Source organism: Pseudonocardia wallangbongensis (assembly GCF_054486945.1).
Window position 1 is genome coordinate 63,197 of sequence record NZ_JBRERS010000005.1, and the last position, 19,122, is coordinate 82,318.

17 protein-coding genes are annotated in these 19,122 nt (G+C 72.7%); 9 read left to right on the top strand and 8 right to left on the bottom strand.

Features of this window, described 5'->3' with window-relative positions; genetic code table 11:
• Together ACU436_RS19310 and ACU436_RS19315 are read right to left on the bottom strand one after the other, a co-directional pair.
• Positions 1-549: a dTDP-4-dehydrorhamnose 3,5-epimerase family protein gene (locus ACU436_RS19310; protein WP_459027177.1), complete on the bottom strand. Its 549-nt coding sequence runs from the start codon at positions 547-549 to the stop codon at positions 1-3.
• Positions 546-1,499, bottom strand: a complete 954-nt coding sequence (locus tag ACU436_RS19315) for an NAD-dependent epimerase/dehydratase family protein (protein WP_459027179.1) — start codon at positions 1,497-1,499, stop codon at positions 546-548. The genes ACU436_RS19310 and ACU436_RS19315 overlap by 4 nt, the downstream gene beginning before the upstream one ends.
• A gap of 65 nt (positions 1,500-1,564) precedes the next feature.
• Here ACU436_RS19315 and ACU436_RS19320 point away from each other — a divergent pair, with 65 nt between their 5' ends.
• Positions 1,565-2,755: a helix-turn-helix domain-containing protein gene (locus ACU436_RS19320; protein WP_459027181.1), complete on the top strand. Its 1,191-nt coding sequence runs from the start codon at positions 1,565-1,567 to the stop codon at positions 2,753-2,755.
• 442 nt (positions 2,756-3,197) lie between these two features.
• Here the strand turns inward: ACU436_RS19320 and ACU436_RS19325 are convergent, their stop codons facing one another.
• Positions 3,198-3,515, bottom strand: a complete 318-nt coding sequence (locus tag ACU436_RS19325; protein WP_459027183.1) for a ribbon-helix-helix protein, CopG family — start codon at positions 3,513-3,515, stop codon at positions 3,198-3,200.
• Positions 3,516-3,713: 198 nt separating this feature from the next.
• On the opposite strand from ACU436_RS19325, the gene ACU436_RS19330 reads away from it, so the two are divergent.
• Genes ACU436_RS19330 through ACU436_RS19355 form a run of 6 tightly spaced genes read left to right on the top strand, consistent with a single transcriptional unit; the run spans position 3,714 to position 9,403 of the window.
• On the top strand, positions 3,714-4,319 hold the full coding sequence (locus ACU436_RS19330) for a class I SAM-dependent methyltransferase (RefSeq protein ID WP_459027185.1): 606 nt from the start codon (positions 3,714-3,716) through the stop codon (positions 4,317-4,319).
• 16 nt (positions 4,320-4,335) lie between these two features.
• Positions 4,336-5,625 carry a lipopolysaccharide biosynthesis protein gene (locus ACU436_RS19335; RefSeq protein WP_459027187.1) on the top strand — a complete coding sequence of 430 codons (1,290 nt, stop codon included), beginning with the start codon at positions 4,336-4,338 and terminating at the stop codon, positions 5,623-5,625.
• A gap of 12 nt (positions 5,626-5,637) precedes the next feature.
• Entirely contained in the window at positions 5,638-6,372 is a 735-nt protein-coding gene (locus ACU436_RS19340; protein ID WP_459027189.1) for a glycosyltransferase family 2 protein, read from the top strand.
• Between the two features lie 6 nt (positions 6,373-6,378).
• Positions 6,379-6,801 carry a DUF2304 family protein gene (locus tag ACU436_RS19345; protein ID WP_459027191.1) on the top strand — a complete coding sequence of 141 codons (423 nt, stop codon included), beginning with the start codon at positions 6,379-6,381 and terminating at the stop codon, positions 6,799-6,801.
• A complete protein-coding gene (locus ACU436_RS19350; protein WP_459027193.1) occupies positions 6,798-7,706 on the top strand; it encodes a glycosyltransferase family 2 protein in 909 nt (302 codons plus the stop codon). The genes ACU436_RS19345 and ACU436_RS19350 overlap by 4 nt, the downstream gene beginning before the upstream one ends.
• Entirely contained in the window at positions 7,703-9,403 is a 1,701-nt protein-coding gene (locus ACU436_RS19355) for a hypothetical protein (RefSeq protein ID WP_459027195.1), read from the top strand. The genes ACU436_RS19350 and ACU436_RS19355 overlap by 4 nt, the downstream gene beginning before the upstream one ends.
• A 20-nt stretch (positions 9,404-9,423) precedes the next feature.
• On the opposite strand, the gene ACU436_RS19360 is transcribed toward ACU436_RS19355, so the two are convergent.
• The 3 genes from ACU436_RS19360 to ACU436_RS19370 form a co-directional block, all read right to left on the bottom strand.
• Positions 9,424-10,002: a Uma2 family endonuclease gene (locus ACU436_RS19360; RefSeq protein WP_459027196.1), complete on the bottom strand. Its 579-nt coding sequence runs from the start codon at positions 10,000-10,002 to the stop codon at positions 9,424-9,426.
• A gap of 90 nt (positions 10,003-10,092) precedes the next feature.
• Entirely contained in the window at positions 10,093-11,724 is a 1,632-nt protein-coding gene (locus ACU436_RS19365; protein WP_459027198.1) for a hypothetical protein, read from the bottom strand.
• A gap of 17 nt (positions 11,725-11,741) precedes the next feature.
• The gene (locus ACU436_RS19370; RefSeq protein WP_459027200.1) at positions 11,742-13,688 is read right to left on the bottom strand and encodes a DUF6541 family protein; all 1,947 of its coding nucleotides are present in this window, start codon (positions 13,686-13,688) and stop codon (positions 11,742-11,744) included.
• A gap of 122 nt (positions 13,689-13,810) precedes the next feature.
• Here ACU436_RS19370 and glf point away from each other — a divergent pair, with 122 nt between their 5' ends.
• On the top strand, positions 13,811-15,007 hold the full coding sequence (gene glf, locus ACU436_RS19375) for a UDP-galactopyranose mutase (protein ID WP_459027202.1): 1,197 nt from the start codon (positions 13,811-13,813) through the stop codon (positions 15,005-15,007).
• 79 nt (positions 15,008-15,086) lie between these two features.
• Here glf and ACU436_RS19380 read toward each other — a convergent pair whose 3' ends face one another.
• Together ACU436_RS19380 and ACU436_RS19385 are read right to left on the bottom strand one after the other, a co-directional pair.
• Positions 15,087-16,283, bottom strand: coding sequence for an MFS transporter (locus tag ACU436_RS19380; protein ID WP_459027204.1), 1,197 nt, complete (start codon positions 16,281-16,283; stop codon positions 15,087-15,089).
• Positions 16,284-16,404: 121 nt separating this feature from the next.
• A complete protein-coding gene (locus ACU436_RS19385) occupies positions 16,405-16,872 on the bottom strand; it encodes a hypothetical protein (RefSeq protein WP_459027206.1) in 468 nt (155 codons plus the stop codon).
• Between the two features lie 241 nt (positions 16,873-17,113).
• On the opposite strand from ACU436_RS19385, the gene ACU436_RS19390 reads away from it, so the two are divergent.
• Positions 17,114-19,117, top strand: coding sequence for a glycosyltransferase (locus ACU436_RS19390; RefSeq protein ID WP_459027207.1), 2,004 nt, complete (start codon positions 17,114-17,116; stop codon positions 19,115-19,117).
• Positions 19,118-19,122 lie beyond the last annotated feature (5 nt).

Consider the following 19,122-nt stretch of genomic DNA (forward strand, 5'->3'; position numbering starts at 1 on the left):
TCACGCCCCCGTCGGGGCGATGGTCGCCAGCGGTGGGTGCCCGCGGTCCTTGTCCGAGCGGATCGCCTTGTCCGCTCCGATCGGCCACTCGATGCCCAGCGCGGGGTCGAACGCCTGGATCAGCGTGTAGCGCGCGTCCGGTGTCCAGTGCTCGTCGACCAGGTACGAGTACACGACGTCCGGGGTGAGCGTCTGGTACGAGTTGCCGCAGCCCCGCGGCACGAAGATCGCGTTGCCCGGGTGCAGCTCGAACGTCTCCACCCGTCCGAACGCCTCGCCGGCCCGCAGGTCCACGATCGCGGCGAACGCCCTCCCGTGCGCGAGCGAGATGAACTTGTCCCACGGCTCGGCGTGGATGCCGCGCGTGACGCCCACCTCGGCGTTGTAGGAGACGTTGCTCTGCACGATCTCGAACGGCGGGAACCCGAGAGCCTCGAGCTTCGCGCGCTGGAAGCTCTCCTTGAACCAGCCGCGGCCGTCGTGGTGCAGGACGAGGTCGACGTGCAGCAGGCCGGGGATCGACGTCCGTTCGACTCGGAGTTCGGTCATGCCGAGGGCTCCCGGGGGAGCGTGCGGACCCAGTCGAGGGTGGCGCGCAGGCCGTCGGTCAGGCCGGTCGGTGGGGGGAGCCCGAGCTCGGACCGGGCGCGGGAGACGTCGAGGCAGCTGCGCCGGACCTCGCCCGGCCGCGCGGGCCGGATCTCGGGGGTGAAGTCGTCGACCCCCGCCGCGGCGGCCACGGCCTCGGCGAGGGCGAGCACGTCCACCTCGGTGCCGGTGCCGACGTTGTAGACCTCGTGCGGCAGGCCGGTCGCGGCGGCGGCCGCCCGGTTGGCCGCGACGATGTCGCCGACGAACACGTAGTCGCGGGTCTGCCGGCCGTCCCCGAACACGGTGGGGCGCCGGCCCGTGAGCACCCGATCGCAGAAGATCGCGATGACGCCCGCGTCGCCGCGCGGGTCCTGACGGGGGCCGTACACGTTGCCGTACCGCAGGGTCACGACGTCGAGCCCGTGGCTGCGCCGGAACCAGCTGCCGTACCGCTCGACGGTGCGCTTGCCCAGCCCGTACGCCGACAGCGGGTCGGTGGGGGTGGTCTCCGGGGTCGGGACGACGTCGGTCTCGCCGTAGATCGCGCCGCCGGTGGAGGTGTTCACCACCCGCCGCACGCCCGCCGCCAGGGCCGCCGCGAAGACGTTGACCGAACCGAGGACGTTGATCGCGGTGTCGGTGGCCGGATCGGCCATCGACTTCCGCACGTCGATCTGCGCCGCGAGGTGGAACACCAGGTCGGGCGCGAACGCGGTGACGGCCCGGTGCACGCCCTCCCCGTCCCGCACGTCGAGCTCCAGCAGTTCGGCGGCCGGGGAGCCGGCCAGGTTGGCGGCGGAGCCGTGGCTGAGGTCGTCCAGCACCAGGACGTCGGCGCCGGAGGCGACCAGGGAATCGACGAGGTGGGACCCGATGAACCCGGCCCCTCCGGTTACTACGGCGCGCACGGCGGGATCGTAACGGGCTGCCCGCGTACGGTGGTGGACGCCAGCAGGCCCGGTGGGAGATCGAGATGTCCGAGACCAGCGGTGCGCCGGTGGGGCGGCGGCTGCGCGAGATTCGACTGTGGCGCGGCATGTCACTGCGCGCTGTGGCGGGGCTCGCGGGATTCTCGGCGTCCTACCTGTCGCTGATCGAGCGCGGCGAACGTCCGGTGGACAAGCGGTCGACCCTGGAGGCGCTCGCCGCGGCGTTGCGCGTTGCCCCGAGCGAGTTGGGTTCGGCCTTCCCTCCAGCTGGCCGGTCCGATGAGCTCGCGGCTGCCCGCACGCACCTCACCCCGATCGAGGAGGCGCTGACCGACATCGAGGTCGGGGAAGGCGCGGCGATCGAACCGTGGCCGGCCATCGGCCGACGCCTCGACGATCTGGCGGCGGCTCGGCTGCGCAATGACTACACCCGCCAGGCCGAACTGCTGCCAGGGCTCATCCTCGACCTGAACGGCTCGGTGCGGAGTGTGCATCGAACGGCCGCGCTGGAGGCGCTGTGCGCTGTGTATCAGCGGGCGGCCGTCACTACGAAGACCCTCGGCGTTCGCGGACTGCCTGCATTCGCGGCTCTTCGTGCCCGGCAGGCCGCCGAGTTGCTCGGCGACCCCGCATGGCTGGGGCTCGCCACGGTGGCGACGGTGTCGACGAGCGGCCGTGCCCGCGCTGTCGCGCTGGCCGATCGGGGGATCGACGCGCTCGCCGACCGGCTTATTGATCCACGTTGTCGGGAGATGGCGGGAGCGCTGCACCTGGGCGCCGCGCTGTCCGAGGCCACCCTCGGCCGACCGGACCGCGCCGCGGAACGGCTCGACGAGGCCACTCATCTCGCGGCCGGGATGAGCGACGATCATGGCTTCGCCGGGATGCTGTTCGGCCCGACCAATATCCGTGTGTGGCGGATGTCAGTGGCCGTGGAGTCGGGCGAGGGCGGCCGAGTCCGGGAGCTCACGACCGGATGGGACGTCCGAGCGATCCCGGTCCCAGGTCGCCGGGCCGACTACTGGGCCGAGATCGGGCGGGGGCTCGCGACCTCGAAGACCACTCGGGACGGGGCGATCACGGCGCTCCTGCGCGCCGAGAAGCTCGCTCCCCAGCGGATACGTGTGCATCCGCTCCTCCGGGAAACCGTTGCCGACCTGCAGCGCCGCGGACGGCCCGGCGCCCTCGACCGGGAGCTCCGTGGCCTGGCCTGGCGGATGGGCGTCGTCCGATAGATCGTCAACTCGTTGTCAACAACGGAGTGTGACCGATCCATAGCGTCGGGCAGCGTGTCCGATGCCCTGATCCGCACCCTTGCCATCACGTTCGCCCTTCATCCGGGCATGGCTGCCCGGCTGCTGCCGCGTCTGCTCCGCCGGCCCGCAGGGCATCCGTCAGCGCTGGCCCTGCCAGATCGCGTGGTACGCGGGTCGAGCGGTAGCGCTCGAGGAGGAATGGCACACATCCAGCGACAAGATCCATCCGAGGCCGGCATGGCCGCCCAGACCAGGACGCAGAGACGAACCTCAGAACGATCACCGCTCGGTGATTGGTCCGAGATGAGCCGGAACGACCTGTCCAAGGCGCTGAGGCCGATCTCGGAACGATCATCCGTCCTGGGCCGCGGAAGGAATGGCTCGACCTGCGGCTGGTGGGCGCCAGGACGTGGAGCCCGACTTACCCCTGGCCGCTCAGGTAGCGGTCCAGCGCCTCGCGTGCGATCTCGGAGGCTGAGCGTCCCTCGGCGCGGGCGCGCTCGTCGAGGCGGCGGCGGGTTTGCTCCGGAACGCGGAACGACACGTGCGGAGATGGCTCACGGTTCCCCTGCTCCGACAGGGAGGGGCGGCCGCGGTGAGCGCGGACGTCAGCGACGGCTCTGTCGACGTAGGCGGCGTCGATCCGCCGGCCCTGGCTGTCGCGCACGACCTCGCGCTCGAGGTCGAGTTCCTCGTCGAGGATCTCGGGCACCGGGGAGTCTCCGGGTTGGCGGCTCATCGATTCCTCCTCAAGGCCGTTGGCATGACGTGGATGACCAGCCACATGTCCGGCAGTTCCACGGCGATGATCGATTCGGTCGCGTGGGACCGTCCCGCCGCACTCACATGTCGGTCAAGCGGGTAGGCGGCCACTCGTCACTGCTCCACGCGGGGGTAGCTGCCGGGGGATGGGGCCTCGGCCGTCACACTGGGGGCCGTGACTGCTCCAGAGGGTCGACCGCGCACCGATGCCCCCGGCTACGCCGAACGCCTGAAGAACCTGGAGCAGGCCCGGTGGAAGCAATGGCTCGACGTGCAGGCGCCGTACCGCTGGAACGTGCGCCGTCTCGACCTCGGCCGCACCCTCGACGTGGGCTGCGGGCTCGGGCGCAACCTGGCCCACCTCGGCGGTGACGGCGTGGGGGTGGACCACAACGCGGCGTCGGTGGCCGTTGCGCGGGAGCGCGGGCTGCGGGCGTACACGTCCGAGGAGTTCCTCGCCGGCCCGAACGCGCGCGAGGGGGCGTTCGACAGCCTGCTCGCGGCACACGTCGTCGAGCACATGTCCGAGGAAGACGCGGTCGGGCTCCTCCGGACCTACCTGCCGTTCGTGCGCAAGGGCGGCAAGGTCGTGCTGATCACCCCGCAGGAGCGGGGCTACGCCACCGATGCCACGCACATCCGGTTCTGCGGGTTCGCCGAGGTCGCGGCCCTGTGCGAGACCCTGGGGCTGACGGTGGCCCGGCAGTACTCGTTCCCGTTCCCCCGCCCGGCGGGCCGCGTGTTCCCGTACAACGAGTTCGTCACCCTCGCCCGGATCTGACGGATACCGTGGTCACGTGATACCCGCCCGCCGGCTCGGCACCGCGGCACATCTCGCCGCGGGGCTCGGGGTGCTCGGTGCCGCGGGTTACGCGTTCGTCGCGGTGATCGGGCACGTGTTCCACGGCCCGGCCGACGCGGGCGCGCTCAGCGCCCTCATCTCGCTGTACATGCTCGTGAACATCATCGGGCCGGGCGTGTTCGCCGCGCTCGAGCAGGAGACCAGCCGTGCGGTCAGCGCCGCAGCGGCGCGCGGGGAGCCGCTGCGCCCGGTCGCCCGCCGGGCCGGGGTGCTCGCGCTCTGGTCGTTCGGCGCGCTCGTCGTGGTCGTGCTCGTGGCCTGGCCGCTCGTGCTGGGCCGGGTGCTGGAATGGCGCCCGGGCCTGCTGGCCGCGCTGCTCGTCGCGATCGCCGGTTCCGGGGCCGTCTACTGGGCGCGCGGCCTGCTCGGCGGGCAGCAGCGCTTCACCGCGTACGCGCGCACGCTCTACGTGGAGGGCGCGGTCCGGCTGCTGCCCTGCCTCGCCCTGCTGGCGCTCGCGCTGGAGGAACCGTCCGCCTACGGCCTCGCGTTCGCCGTCGGCTCGGCGGTCGCCGCTCTGAGCGTGCTGCCCGCGCTGCGCCTGCCCGCCACCGACGTCTCGACCACACCCGACGGCATGGGACGTTCGCTGCTGTACCTGGCCGGGGCGATCGCGCTCAGCCAGCTGCTGGCCAACATCGCCCCGGTCGTCGTGACCTACCGGTCGCCGGACGACCTGGTGACCGCCGCCGTCTTCGGGTCGACGTTCGTGCTCGCCCGGGTCCCGCTCTTCCTGTTCGCGCCGGTGCAGGCGGTGCTCCTTCCCCAGGTCACGAGGGCGGCGGCGATGGGCCGCCACGACGAGCTCACGCGCAAGCTCCGGCAGGTGCTCGTGCTGGTGGCAGGCCTCGGCGCGCTGGGGGTGGTCGGGTGCGTGCTGCTCGGCCCGTGGGCCGCCGAGCGGCTGTTCAACACGGCGTACCGGCCGTCGGTGGGCACCCTCGCCCTGCTCGGCACGGCCACGCTGGTGATGATGCTGGCGCTCGTCGTGCAGCCCACGCTGATCGCGCTCGCCCGTCAACGTACGGTCACGATCGGGTGGATCGCGGGTTCGGTCGTGTTCCTGGTGGTACTGGTGGTAGGGCCGGAGCCGATCGCCGCGGCCCTCATGGCCCAGCTCGTCGGCCCGCTCGTGGTGTTCGCCGTGCTGCTGGTCGGGGTGTTCCGGGCGCTGCACGCGCCGTCCACGGGCGTGGGTGCATCGCCCGCCACGGGGCGCCGGTAGGTTGGCGCGGCCATGCCTGGAGAGATCGACCCGGAGGAGACCGGTGTGACCACCGTCGACGGCAGGCGCAACGAGGACGTCTGGGTCGTGATCCCGGTCTTCAACGAGGCGCCGGTGCTCGAGTCCGTCGTACGTCAGGTGCTGACGGTCTTCCCCAACGTCGTCTGCGTCGACGACGGCAGCGGGGACGGCTCGGCCGAGGCCGTGCTGCGCACCGGCGCGCACCTCGTCCGGCACCCGGTGAACCTCGGCCAGGGCGCGGCCCTGCAGACGGGCCTGACCTACGCCCGGGTGCAGCGCGGCGCGCAGTACTTCGTCACCTACGACGCCGACGGCCAGCACCGGCTGGAGGACGCCGCCGCGATGGTCGACCTCGCCCGGTCCGGCGCCGCCGACGTCGTGCTCGGCACCCGGTTCGCCGACCACACCGAGTCGGTCCCGCTGATCAAGCGGATCGTGCTGCGGGTCGCGGTGCTGCTCAGCCCGGCGGGACGCAAGCTGCGTCTCACCGACGCGCACAACGGCATGCGGGTGCTCACCCGGCCCGTCGCCGACCACATGCAGATCACGATGAACGGCATGGCGCACGCGTCGGAGATCGTGTCGTACCTCGGGCGCTCGAAGTGGCGGGTGCGGGAGATCCCCGTGTCGATCCGCTACACCGAGTACTCCCGCAGCAAGGGCCAGTCGCTGCTGAACGGGGTCAACATCCTCTTCGACCTGTCCGTCCGCCACCGGGGAGGCTGACCAGCCGTGCTCATCCAGTTCATCCTCGTGCTCGCGGTCCTGACGATCATGTACGTCTTCGTCCGCAGCTCCGGCACGATCTACGTGCAGGCGAGCAAGCGGATCGCGCTCGTGCTCTTCGCGCTGGCGAACGTCTACGCGGTGATGCGGCCGAACGACCTCTCGGTGGTCGCGCACTTCCTCGGCGTCGGGCGCGGCACCGACCTCGTGCTCTACGCACTGGTCGTGGCGTTCATGGCCGGGATGTTCAGCATGTACCAGCGGTTCCGGGTGGTCGACCGGCGCTACACCGAGCTGGCGCGCACCGTCGCCATCCGCGAGGCGGAGCTCATCAACCGCGAGCGCGGGCTGCAGTCGGCGCAGGTCGTCAGCGTGGCCACCGGCGACGGTGACCGCACATCGGTGGGGGCGGAGGACGGCACCCGGTGACCACTGACGGCCCCACCGTCGACGTCATGCTGCCCCACTACGGGCGCCTGGACCTGGTGCAGGCCACCATCCGCAGCGTGCTCGCCCAGGACGACCCGAACTGGCGGCTCACGATCCTCGACGACACCGGCGAGTCGGCCGACGGCGCGCTCGCCGAGTGGTGCGCGGGCCTGGGCGACGAGCGGGTCCGCTACCGGCTCAACCCGCGCAACCTGGGCATCAACCGCAACTTCCAGCAGTGCGTCGACCTGGTCGAGCACGACCTCGCCGTGCTCGTCGGCAACGACGACCTGATGCTCCCCGGCTACGTCGGCACCGTGCGCCGCGCGCACGCGGCACACCCCGACGTCGCGATCATCCAGCCCGGCGTCGAGGTGGTGGACGCCGACGGCGCGCCCGCGCGCTCGCTGGTGGACCTGGGCAAGCGCTGGGTCTACGCGCCGCGGGTCACCGACGCCACCGTCCTCTCCGGGCAGGAGCTCGCGGTGAGCCTGCTGCGGGGCAACTGGCTGTACTTCCCGTCGATCTGCTGGCGGTCCGAGCCGCTGCGGCGCACCGGGTTCCGCGAGGGCGTCGACGTCGTGCAGGACCTCGCCCTCGTGCTCGACCTCGTCCTCGACGGCGAGTCGCTGCTCGTGGAGCCGGCCACGTGCTTCCGATACCGGCGGCACGACGCGTCGGTGTCCTCCGCGCACGCCGCCGACGGCAGGCGCTTCGCCGAGGAGCGCACGTTCTTCCTGGAGACCGCCGACCGGATGGCCGCGCGGGGCTGGCCACGCGCGGCCGGTGCGGCCCGCAGGCACCTGTCGTCGCGGCTGAACGCGCTCACCCGGTTGCCGGGCGCGGCCCGGCACGGCGGGCTCGGCGGTGTCCGCACGCTCGCCCGCCACGCCTTCGGCGCGTGACCGTGGCCCACCGGGGGCCGGTGGCCACGCGGCCGGCAGCCATCCCCGACGATCCCGCGCCCACCGCGTGGTGGCTGCGGGCGGGCGTCGCCGTCGGCGTGCCGACGGCCGCGTTCGGTGCCCACGCCCTGCTCTACGGCCGGTGGATCGTCGACGACGCCGGCATCACGTTCGCGTACGCCCGGTCGATCGCGACCGGCGCGGGAGCGGTGCTGCAGCCCGGGGCCGAGCCCGTCGAGGGGTTCTCGAACCCGGCGTGGCTCGGCCTGCTGGTGCTGGCCCGCTGGGTCGGGCTGTTCGACCGCGGCGCGTGGTTCGGGGTGCCCGACTACGTCGCGTTCCCGAAGCTGCTCGCCCTGCTCATGGTCGCCGGTGTGTTCGCCTGCTGCTACGCCGCGGCGTCGGCGGTGAGCCGCCGGCCCGTCCTCGTCACCGCGGTCGCGGGCCTGGTGACCGCGGCCGTGCCGTCCTTCGTGATCTGGACGGTGTCCGGGCTGGAGAACGCGCTGCTGGCGCTCGCCGCGGCCGGGCTCGCGGCCGTCCTGGTCCGTGCGGTCGTCGCAGGCCGCCTGCTCGAGCCCGCCACCGCCGTGTGGTGCGGGCTGCTCGCCGCGCTGGCCGCGCTCACCCGCCCGGACGGGCTGGTGTACGCGGCGGCGTTCCCCCTCGCCGCGCTCGTGCTGCTCCACCGCGCCGACCTTGGCCGCGCCGTGCGGGCCGCCGCGCTGAGCCTGCTCGTCTTCGCCGTGCCCACGGGGGCCTACCTGGCCTGGCGGCTGGCGGTGTTCGGGGAGTACCTGCCGAACACGGCCATCGCCAAGGCGCAGGGCCTGCCCGGCCTCGCCGCCGCCACCCGTCCCGGCGAGCTCGTGACCTACATCGGCTGGCCCGCGGCGTTGCTGGCCGTCGCCGCCGTCGGCGCCGCCCTGGTCGGCCGGGACAGCCGGCGCCGCGCGCTGGTGGTGCTGCTCGTGCCGCTCGCGCTCGCCGCCGTGGCCTTCGGTGTACTGACGCCGGACTGGATGGGCCAGCTCCGGTTCGCCACGCCGGTGTGGCCGCTGGGTGCGCTCGCCGGGGTGACGGCGGCCGAGTTGGTCGCGCCGCGGCTCGCGGCGCGCGGCCGGGTAGTCACGGTCGTGCTCGCGGTGGGAGCGGCCACCGTCTCGGGACTGGTGCTGGTCGACGGTGCGCGGGCCTTCCGCGCCGCCCCGACCGCACCCCTCTGCCTGGTGGCCGAGAACACCGGGCGGGCCATCAACTCCTACGCCGAGCTCGTCGACGTCCCCGACCCCGTCCTGGCGGCGCCCGATCTCGGCGGCGCCGCGCTCGTCAGCGACCTGCGGCTGGTCGACATGGTCGGCCTCGCCGACCGGCGGATCGCCCGGTTCTGGGCGGCCGGTGACATGCCCGGCCTGCGTACCCACCTCCTGCGCGAGGTGCGCCCGGCCTTCCTCACGCTCAACCTCGACTGGGCGCGGATGACGGGGCTGCTCCGCGACCCGCGACTGTCCGCGGACTACTACCGGATCGGGACGAGCCCGGCCGGCGTCACCGACTGGGTGCGACGGGACGCGCTCGGGCCGGGGGACCTCGCCGCGATTCGCGGGCGCGCCGCCCAGGCGGTTGCCGCCGATGAGAACGCCCGCCGATCGCCCCGCGCGTCCTGCGGGAACGCGCTCGTCCCGCCGGCTCGCTAATTTCTGGTCGCGCCTTCAGATCAGAGAAGCGCGTCGAGGTCGATCTCCACCGGGAACGGCTCCGCGGCCGAGAACGTGCCGGTGAGGCCCCCGCCGTCGGCGTAGCCGAACTCGCCGGCGAGGTGGCAGGCGAGCAGCGATACCGGCGGCTCGATGTCGACGATCCAGTAGTGCGGGATGCCGGCGTCGGCGTACTCGCTGCGTTTGAGGACGTTGTCGGTGCGCTTCGTCCCGGGGGACAGCACCTCGACGATCACGAGCACCTCGGAGGCGCGGATCACCCCACCCTCACGGCGAACCCGCAACCGCGCGTCTCGGGGCACGACTATCAGGTCGGGACGGCGGACGGTGCCGGGGGTCTCGGGCGGGGCGAGCTGCAGGTCGACGTCCATGTCCGGGATGGCGTCGATACCGCTCGGCAGCTGGGAACGCAGCTGGTCTCGCAACTCCGCCGCGGCGTAGTTGTGATCCGGCACCGGGCTCGGTGACATCAGCAAACGCCCTTCGACCAGTTCCGAGTAGCCCGGTTCGACCTCTCCGATGGCGAGGTACTCGGCCACCGTCAGCAGGTGCAGCGGGGCGACCGGCTGGATCGTCATGGAGCCCTCCTCGACGTCACCGTCAAGTGTGACACCCCGGGCCGTCGAAGATCGCAGTAGCCGCGCCGCGACCCCGGGGCCGAGTGCAGATCAGCCATGCGGCGGCCAGCCGCCTCTCAGCAGCGCCCCCGGATCCGGCGCGCACCCGCTCGGCCCGCTGTACTCGGGGCACGTCCCGTCCGGCTCGCGCACGTGCTGCGCCACGTAGGCCAGCAGGCCGACCGAGTGATCGTGGCGCGGCTGGTACCTGTCTGCGGTGGCCGAGCCCATCGACAACGCGAGCAGCAGCGCCGCGCAGAGGGCGCCGATGAGCGGTGCCGCGTTCCGCGGAACGTGCCCGTTCCCCGTGACCGCCCGCGCCCGCCAGGCGTCCTGCAGCCGCCTGCCCCCGTACCGCGCCGCGAGCACCACCATGAGCAGCAGGCAGAAGAGGATCTCGGCGGTGGTGCGCGGGTAGAGCTGCACGGTCTGGGTCTCGTACATCTGCGAGGCGATCGCGAGCCGCAGCACCCACGCCCCGGCCAGCAGGGCACCCACGGTGAGCACCGCGGTCCGGCGGCCCGCCACCGCGACGGCCGTGCCGAGCCCGACCACCAGCAGCACCGTGAACACGCCGACGCCGGCGAGCTCGCCCAGCGGTGGCCACGGGCCGACGTCACCGGGCAGGTCGTTGCGCCACATCGCGATGTAGGCGGGCTCGACGGCGGTGTCGAAGTAGAAGTAGCGGTCCTGCACCGTGCCCGCGGCGGCGATGAGCCCGAACAGGTGGGGCCACGCCACCGCGACCAGGCCGGCCGCCGCCGTCCCGAGCAGCGCGAGGCCGCGCAACGGGGCGCGCCACGGGAACCGGACCAGTACGACGACCAGCGCGCCCGGCGCCGACCAGAGGAACCAGCCGGAGTAGACGCTGAACAGCACCCCGAGCGCCACGCCCGTCGCGGCGCCGGCGAGCGCGAGGCGGGCCCACGTCGTCGTGGCGGCGCGGTGGAGCGCCCGCACGAACGCGACCAGCAGCGGCACCAGCGCCACGAGCACCACGGTGGTGTACGGCTTGTACGGCTCCAGCAGCGGTATCGCCGCCACGAGCGCCACCGCCAGCGCCCACACCGGCGGCACCACCAGCCGCCACGACAGGTATGCCAGCGGCCCGAAGAGCGCCGTGCCCGCCACCTGCGACGTGCGCAGGGCACCCGCCGTCGAGTCACCGGTGAGCTCGGCCCAACGGGCGATCAGGTGCAGCGCCACGGGCGGGTAGCTGGCGGGCACCGGCCGGCCTGCGACGATGTCGTCCGCCCAGCGGATGAGCTGGCCGGAGTCGCCCCAGTTCGCGAAGAGCGCCCACGTCGTGCCGTGCAGCGCGAGCACGATCCCGCCCGCGACGAGCCCGGTGGCGAGGCCGGCGACGGCGGCGCAGGCGAGCCTGCTGACCACCGCGAACACCCGCGGGTGGCGTGCCGTCGCGACGCAGGCCACGAGTACCGCCAGGCCCAGCAGGACGAACCGCAGGTCGAGCGCCGCGAGGCCGCTCACCTGGCCGACCCGGTCCAGCGGGTCGACCTCCACCGACTGGCTCAGCTGCACCGAGCCGAGTGCCGCGCCCACGCAGGCGACGACCTCGCCCGCGCCGATCGCGAGGCGCGCTCGCCGACCTGGCGCGTCGACAGCCGGGGCGGCGGCCGTCAACGCCGGCCCGTCCGTCCCCGCCTCCGTGCGCGCAGACACGGGCGCAAGGTTATTCCCTATGAGGGCCGAGCCTTGATCCGGTAGATGACCGCGTCCTTGTTCCGGTAGACCGTCTGGAGCCACGAGGCGTCCTCCAGACCGAGCAAGCCGGGGGCGCGGCGCCAGTCGGTGCGGACGAAGCCCCGCCCGAGCATCACGTAGGAGACGTCGAGCCGGGCGACCGCCGCGCGCACCGAGCGGTCCACCGGGTAGCTGTTGAAGCGCGTGTTCAGCAGCTGTGCGTCCGGCCCGATGCCGGAGAAGTTGTAGAAGCCGGCGACCGGGTGCACGCCGGCGATCGCGTACATCCACGCCGAGCCGTCGCCGCGGTCGTTCATGACGCGCTGGTCGGGCGGCACCAGCCGCGCGAGCACGTGCATCGCGTCGGCCTCCAGCGACGACACGACGGGCCCGTCCGGGGCGGACAGGCGCATCCGCGCCACGTTGCGCCCCAGGTACAGGTCTTCGCTCGCCACGACGAACAGCGTCAGGACCATGCCGGCCGCGACGACCGACGCCGCGGTGCGCGCCAGGGGCGGCGGGCCGGCCTCGACCTTCTCGGCGATCGCGCTGAGGCCGGCGGCCGCGTCGCGCTGCAGCTCGGCGAGGCCGTGACCGGCCAGCACGGCGACGGGCACGACGCACAGCCCGATGAGCCGCCACTGGTCGTTCCACCAGGGCCGGGTGATCGTGTTGACCCACGGATCGTCCGACGACGCGGCGAGCACGAACATCGTGCCGAAGATGAACCCCGAGGCGAAGATCCAGCGCAGGTCGCCCAGCCGCCGGAGCGCGGCGATGCCGATGGCGGCCACGAGCACCAGCCACCACTGCGGGTGGAGGCCGTCGTGCGCGAGCGCCAGCAGCTCGCCGAGGGCCTCCGACTGCGTCAGCTCCGCAGGCCAGTCGTACACCGGCTCGCCCGATGCGCTGCCGATCGAACCGAGCACCTGGGGGAGTGCGAGCACGGCCGCTCCGGTGCCGGCTCCGAGCACGATCAGCGGCTCCCGCAGCAACAGGCGTGGCCGCCCCACCCACCGCTGCACCATCGCGGGCATGACGAACACGGCCGCGGTGAACAGGGTGGCCGGGTTGAGCGCGATCATGCCGAGCAGGCCCAGCCCGAACAGGAGCCCGCGGCCGATCTGCCGCCTGCCCTGCGAGTCGAGGACGTCCACCAGCAGCACGGCGGCCAGTGGCATCAGCACGGCGCCGGTGACGAACGGGAGCAGCGGCCCGCGCCACAGCATGTCGTAGAACGAGGTGAAGGCGACGCTGCAGCCCGCCGCGGCCACGGCGAGCACGCCGCGCCCACCGAACCGGTGCACCAGCGCGACGATGGTCAGCGCGCCCATCCCGGGCAGCAGCACGGTGTGCGCGTTGAGGATGGTGGGGATGTCCGCGTCCGTGATCCCCCGTACCAGCGCCGCCAGCAGGTGGTAGGCGTTCGGGTAGAAGACCTCGACGTCGTCCTCGTACCAGTTGACCTTCGCCATCCCGGTGAGGCTGCTGTCGCCGGTGTCGGCGATCCACCGGATGCCGTTGGCGTGGAACGCGGCGTCCCAGTCCTGCGGGATCGCGGAGAGGTGGCCCACACCCGCCCAGATCACGGTGCCGCCGAGGACGACGATCCCGCCGAGCGCAACGGCCACGCCGGCGTGCGTCCAGCGGTCCCACACCGGTGGCGCGGCACGGTCCGCGGCGCCGTACCGCTGCCGGATGGCGAAACGCACGAGCACCGCCACGGCGCAGAGCACCACGAGGAGCAGCCCGGCGCTCGTCGGCGACCACCCGATGCCCAGCCCGGCGAAGAGCGGCCCGAACAGCCCGGCGGCGGCATAGGTGAGCAGCGGGGCGGCGGCGGCGAGCGTCCAGCCACGCAACCCGGCGAGCCCGCCGAGCACCAGACCGGGCACCCAGAGTGTGAGCACGTACAGCGCCACCACCTGCGCGCCGCCACTCACCTGCCGAACCCCCGGACTCCCGCCGTCGCCGGATCACGGCAACCTGCGCGAACCTACACGCCCGGGTCTCGCGTCCCGGTGATGCCAGGGTCGGGGCGTGCCGGAGGTGCCCACTACCCTCGGTGGGCGTGAGCTACGCGGGATACGACCTCGTCGTCGTCGGCTCCGGCTTCTTCGGCCTCACCGTGGCCGAACGGGCCGCAAGTGAGCTGGGCAAGCGGGTGCTGGTGCTGGAACGCCGTTCGCACATCGGCGGCAACGCCTACTCCGAGGTCGAGCCGGAGACCGGCATCGAGATCCACCGCTACGGCGCCCACCTGTTCCACACGTCGAACGAGCGGGTGTGGGAGTACGTCAACCGCTTCACGAAGTTCACCGGCTACCAGCACCGCGTCTTCGCCCGTGCCGGTGACCAGGTCTACGCGTTCCCGATGAACCTGGCCCTGATCAACCAGTTCTTCGGTCACAGCCACACCCCCGACGAGGCCCGCGCCCTGATCGCCGAGCAGTCGTCCGAGGTCGACTCGAAGGACGTGCAGAACCTCGAGGAGAAGGCGATCTCGCTGGTCGGGCGCCCGCTCTACGAGGCGTTCATCAAGGGCTACACGATCAAGCAGTGGCAGACCGAGCCCACGCAGCTCGACCCGTCGATCATCACGCGGCTCCCGGTCCGGTACACGTTCGACAACCGGTACTTCAACGACACGTACGAGGGCCTGCCGGTCGACGGGTACACCGCGTGGCTGGAGCGGATGGCCGAGCACCCGAACATCGACGTGCGGCTCGACGTCGACTACTTCGAGGTGCGCGACCAGATCCCGGCCCGCACCCCCACCGTCTACACCGGCCCGCTCGACCGCTACTTCGAGTTCGTCGAGGGCGAGCTGGGGTGGCGCACGCTCGACTTCGAGCAGGAAGTGGTCGAGACCGGCGACTTCCAGGGCACGCCGGTCGTGAACTACAACGACGCCGAGGTGCCCTACACCCGCATCCTCGAGTTCCGGCACTTCCACCCGGAGCGGGACTACCGGTCGGACAAGACCGTCATCGTGCGCGAGTACTCGCGGTTCGCGGAGTCGGGCGACGAGCCCTACTACCCGATCAACACCCCGGACAACCGGACGAAGCTGCAGCGCTACCGCGAGCTCGCCCGCAAGGAGACCGCGAACTCGAACGTGCTGTTCGGTGGGCGGCTGGGCACGTACAAGTACCTCGACATGCACATGGCCATCGGCTCGGCGCTCACGATGTTCGACAACCGCCTGCGCCCGTACCTCGCCGACGGCAAGGCGCTGTCGGGCACGGAGTCCGAGGACTGAGGCGCCGCCGCTGAGCTGCACGAACGGCACTCTCGTCGGCTGGGTGCCGACGAACGTGCCGCTCGTCGAGCCGGTGGGCTCACCGCCGGGCCGGCGAGCCCCGATCCGCCCGCGGCCGCCGTGGCACCCAACGCGCCATGCCGCCTGCGCCGAGCGCCGAGAGCCCGCCGAGCGCGATGGAGCCCAGCCCCAGCGTGGCCACGGCGGTGACGCCGGCGAGCACCAGCGGCCCGGCGAGGGCGCCGGTGTCGTGGCAGAGGCGGAACGCGCCGAGGAACTCCGCGCGCCCGTCCTCCGGCGCGGAGTCGGCGCCCAACGTCATGATCAGGCCGTTGCTCAGCCCGTTCGCGACGCCCATCAGCACCGCGACGAGCCCGAGGGTGACCACGGTCCCCGTGAGCGGCAGGGCGACGTGCGCGGCGGCGAACGTCACCAGCGAGCCGACGGCGACGGGCCGGCGGCCCCGCAGGTCCATCCACCGTCCCGCCGGGTAGGACAGCGCGACGTCGACGGCCGCGCCGACGCCGAAGAGCAGGCTGGTGGTGGTCGCGTCGAGGCCGATGTGGTCGGCCCACAGCGGCAGCACCGCCGTGCGAGAGGCCCGGGAGGCGCCCATGACGAGGGCGCTCACGCCGAGCGTGCCCAGCACCCGCCGATGGGCGACCAGCACCGAGAGGAGGCTCTGGGCGGGGCGGCCGCCACCCCGGTCGGACTCGACCGCGGGCATTCCGGCCATCAGGGCGCCGGCGACGACCACGGCCACCAGTTCCACGAGGAAGCCGCCCCGCGGGCCGAGCTGGTACACGACGGCCGCCCCGAGGAAGGGGCCGACCAGGGTGCCCACCCGGCTCATCCCGGCCATCGCCGACAGCGCCCGCGCCCTGAGCGCGGTCGGCACCGTCTCGATGATGTAGGCCTGGCGCGCCAGCGCCCACACGGCGGTCGCGACGCCGTACATCCCGACGCCGATGCCGAGCACCACCGGCGTCCAGGACAGCAGGCAGAGCGCCGTTCCCACGGCCCCGACCCCGCTCCCGAGCAGCACGGCCGCCCGTTCGCCGATGCGGGTGACGATCCGGCCGGCGGGGAGGTCACCGACCACCATGCCGAGGCCGAGGAGGGCCACGATGAGCCCCGCGCCGCCCGCCGAGGCCCCGAGCTCCCTGGCCTGCAGCGCCACCACCGGCACCGCGGCGCCCTGCCCGATGCCGAACACCGCGGCGGGCAGGAACACCGGGACGGCGAGGCGCCGCAGCGCCCCGGTCTCGGACGTCACCCGGGGCCTCCTCCGACGTGAAGTTGCTTGCCGAGAAGCAAGCTACCCCACCCGGCGGCCTCCGCGGTGTGCGTCGTGGGTCAGCCCGTTGAACCCCTGGTCCGGTGCGCGGGACGTCGGATCAATGGTCGTTCTTGAACTCCGCCGGTTTGATGGGTCCGCTGCCGGCGTACCTGATGCCAACCCACACTCCTTCGGGGATGTTCTGGGAAGACGATCTGCAATCGCCCTTGCCCCCGCTCGTGTAGAACGAGTAGCCGTCGGCGTCCGACCCCCAGGAAACTTGCACGTAGGCGTTGGATCCATCCGCGGCCGTGTCACAGACCGAGATGCGGTCTCCGTACTCCCGGACGTAAACCGCAACGCCCCTATCGGTCCACCGGTGGTCCCACTCACTGGGCGGCGGTTCGCCGGCGGTGGCGCTGCCGGCGAAACCGACGAGCGCGGCCGCGGTCATCGCGAGCACGCCTGCCGTTGCCCGGAAGTATCTGGGTCTCATCATGAGTCCAATCGATCGTGGGGAGCGCCTTTCGGCGTCGTGTCCCACCTTCGCGCCGCGGCACCGGCCGGCGGCAGTCACGATGATCATGGAACGTCGTGATGCCTGTCAGCCGTCCCGGTGACACCTGTCATCTGTGCGGACGGCGGGAACGGCGTGCCGCGTGGGCTCCGCGAGCCGGTGCGAAGAGCCCGCGCTCCCGCGGGAGCGGCCCGACCACGTCGACGAGGGCGCCCCGCCGGCGCGCGGCCGGACGCAGCGTCGCTACTCTCGGGCGCTGAGTAACGCACGGATATCTGCTCGGCCCTCGACGACACAGGACCCACCCTCGATGACGATTTCCGAGACGCCGCCCCGCTCGAAGCCGGCGCGCCGCCGCGGCGCGACGCCGCCTCCGGTCGACGGTCACCTGCTGCAGCGGGTGATCCTGCCTCGCACGGGTGATCCGATGAGCGTCCGTTCGCTCTACCTCGACGAACGGACGGGGATGCGGCTCACCGCGGTGCCGGCCGTCACCGGGGGGGCGGAGCCGAAGAAGGTGAACCTCACGGGCTCGGCGGTCAGCGCTCGCAGGCTGCGCGCCACGTCACGCACGTCGGCGGTGGTGCCGGAGCAGAGCGAGGTCTCCTTCGCCGCGTACTTCAACGCGTTCGCGGCCGGGTACTGGCGGCGCTGGAGCCGGCTCACCGAGGTGCACCTGAAGCTGTCCCTCCAGGGGGCCGGCCGGGTGGACGTCTACCGCACCAAGTCCGACGGTTCCACCATCTTCGAGCGGGGCGTCGTGGTGACGGGGCGCCAGGAGCTCGACATGCCGCTCGACCTGCGGCCGTTCGAGGACGGCGGGTGGTACTGGTTCGACCTCACCACGGACGAGGGCGAGCTGATCCTGCACGCGGGCGGCTGGTACGCCGCCGACGAGCCGACCGGCCGGGCCGCGGTTGCGGTGGGCACGCCCACGTTCAACCGGCCCGCCGACTGCGTGGCCACCCTCGCCGCCCTCGGCGAGGACCCGCTCGTGCGCGAGGCGATCACCGCGGTGATCGTCCCGGACCAGGGCACCAAGAAGGTGCGCGAGGAGCCGGGCTTCGAGCAGGCCGCCTCCGCGCTGGGCGACAAGCTGAAGATCATCGACCAGCCCAACCTCGGTGGTTCCGGGGGCTACGCGCGGATCATGTACGAGGCGCTCGAGCACACCGACTGCGAGCAGATCCTCTACATGGACGACGACATCCTGCTCGAGCCGGACTCGGTGCTGCGGGCCGTCGCGTTCTCCCGCTACTCCCGCTCGCCGATGCTCGTCGGCGGGCAGATGCTGTCGCTGCAGGCCCGCTCGCAGCTCTCGACGATGGGCGAGGTCGTCGACCGGGGCACGTTCCTGTGGCGGAACGCGCCCGGCACCGAGCCGCACCACGACCTGGCCGACGGGCCGCTGCGCCAGACCCCGTGGCTGCACCGGCGCGTCGACGTCGACTACAACGCCTGGTGGACCTGCCTGATCCCGCGCGTGGTCGCCGAGGACGTCGGCATGCCGCTGCCCCTGTTCATCAAGTGGGACGACGCCGAGTACGGGCTGCGCGCCCGCGCGAAGGGCTACCGGACGGCCACCGTGCCGGGTATCGGGATCTGGCACATGTCGTTCCTCGAGAAGGACGACACGAGCGACTGGCAGGCCTACTTCCACTACCGCAACCGGTTCGTCGCCGCCGCGCTGCACGGGCCCGACAACCCCACCGCGCTGCTGCGGGACACGCTCAAGCGCACGGTGCGGCACCTGCTGCTGCTGGAGTACTCGGCGGTCGCGCTGCAGCAGATGGCGCTGCGCGACTTCCTGTCCGGGCCCGAGCACCTGTTCCCGAGCCTGCCCACGGTGCTCGGTGACATCCGCGCGAAGCGCGCCGAGTTCGACGACGGCCGCCCGCTGGACTCGGCCACGCAGGTGCCGCTCTCCGACCTCGACGCGCTGTCGGCCCAGGTGTTCCCGGAGCCGCCCGCGGGCAAGATCGGTGCGGTGAAGGGCCTGGCGCGGGGCGTGCTGCACAACCTGCGCGCACCCGACCCCGTCCACCAGGCCGTGCCGCAGCGCAACGTCCCGGCGCGGCACGCGCAGTGGTTCGTGCTGTCGCGGCTCGACTCCGCCACCGTCGCCACCCCGGACGGCCGCGGGGTGACGTTCCGCCGCCGCGACCCGGCCATGTTCCGGACCATGCTCAAGAACGCGGTCTCGGAGTACCGGCACATCGCGAAGGCGTGGCCCGGCCTGCAGCGCCGCTACCGCGCCGCGCTGCCGGAGCTGACCAGCCGGGAGGCGTGGGCCCGCGAGGTGTTCGAGCGCTGAGGGGC

What these genes read in the sequence shown, in the direction of transcription:
- ACU436_RS19390 (WP_459027207.1), top strand. Translation starts at nt 17,114, where the DNA reads ATGACGATTTCCGAGACGCCGCCCCGCTCGAAGCCGGCGCGCCGCCGC.
- ACU436_RS19325 (WP_459027183.1), bottom strand. Translation starts at nt 3,515, where the DNA reads ATGAGCCGCCAACCCGGAGACTCCCCGGTGCCCGAGATCCTCGACGAG.
- ACU436_RS19340 (WP_459027189.1), top strand. Translation starts at nt 5,638, where the DNA reads ATGCCTGGAGAGATCGACCCGGAGGAGACCGGTGTGACCACCGTCGAC.
- ACU436_RS19310 (WP_459027177.1), bottom strand. Translation starts at nt 549, where the DNA reads ATGACCGAACTCCGAGTCGAACGGACGTCGATCCCCGGCCTGCTGCAC.
- ACU436_RS19385 (WP_459027206.1), bottom strand. Translation starts at nt 16,872, where the DNA reads ATGATCATCGTGACTGCCGCCGGCCGGTGCCGCGGCGCGAAGGTGGGA.
- ACU436_RS19360 (WP_459027196.1), bottom strand. Translation starts at nt 10,002, where the DNA reads ATGACGATCCAGCCGGTCGCCCCGCTGCACCTGCTGACGGTGGCCGAG.
- ACU436_RS19320 (WP_459027181.1), top strand. Translation starts at nt 1,565, where the DNA reads ATGTCCGAGACCAGCGGTGCGCCGGTGGGGCGGCGGCTGCGCGAGATT.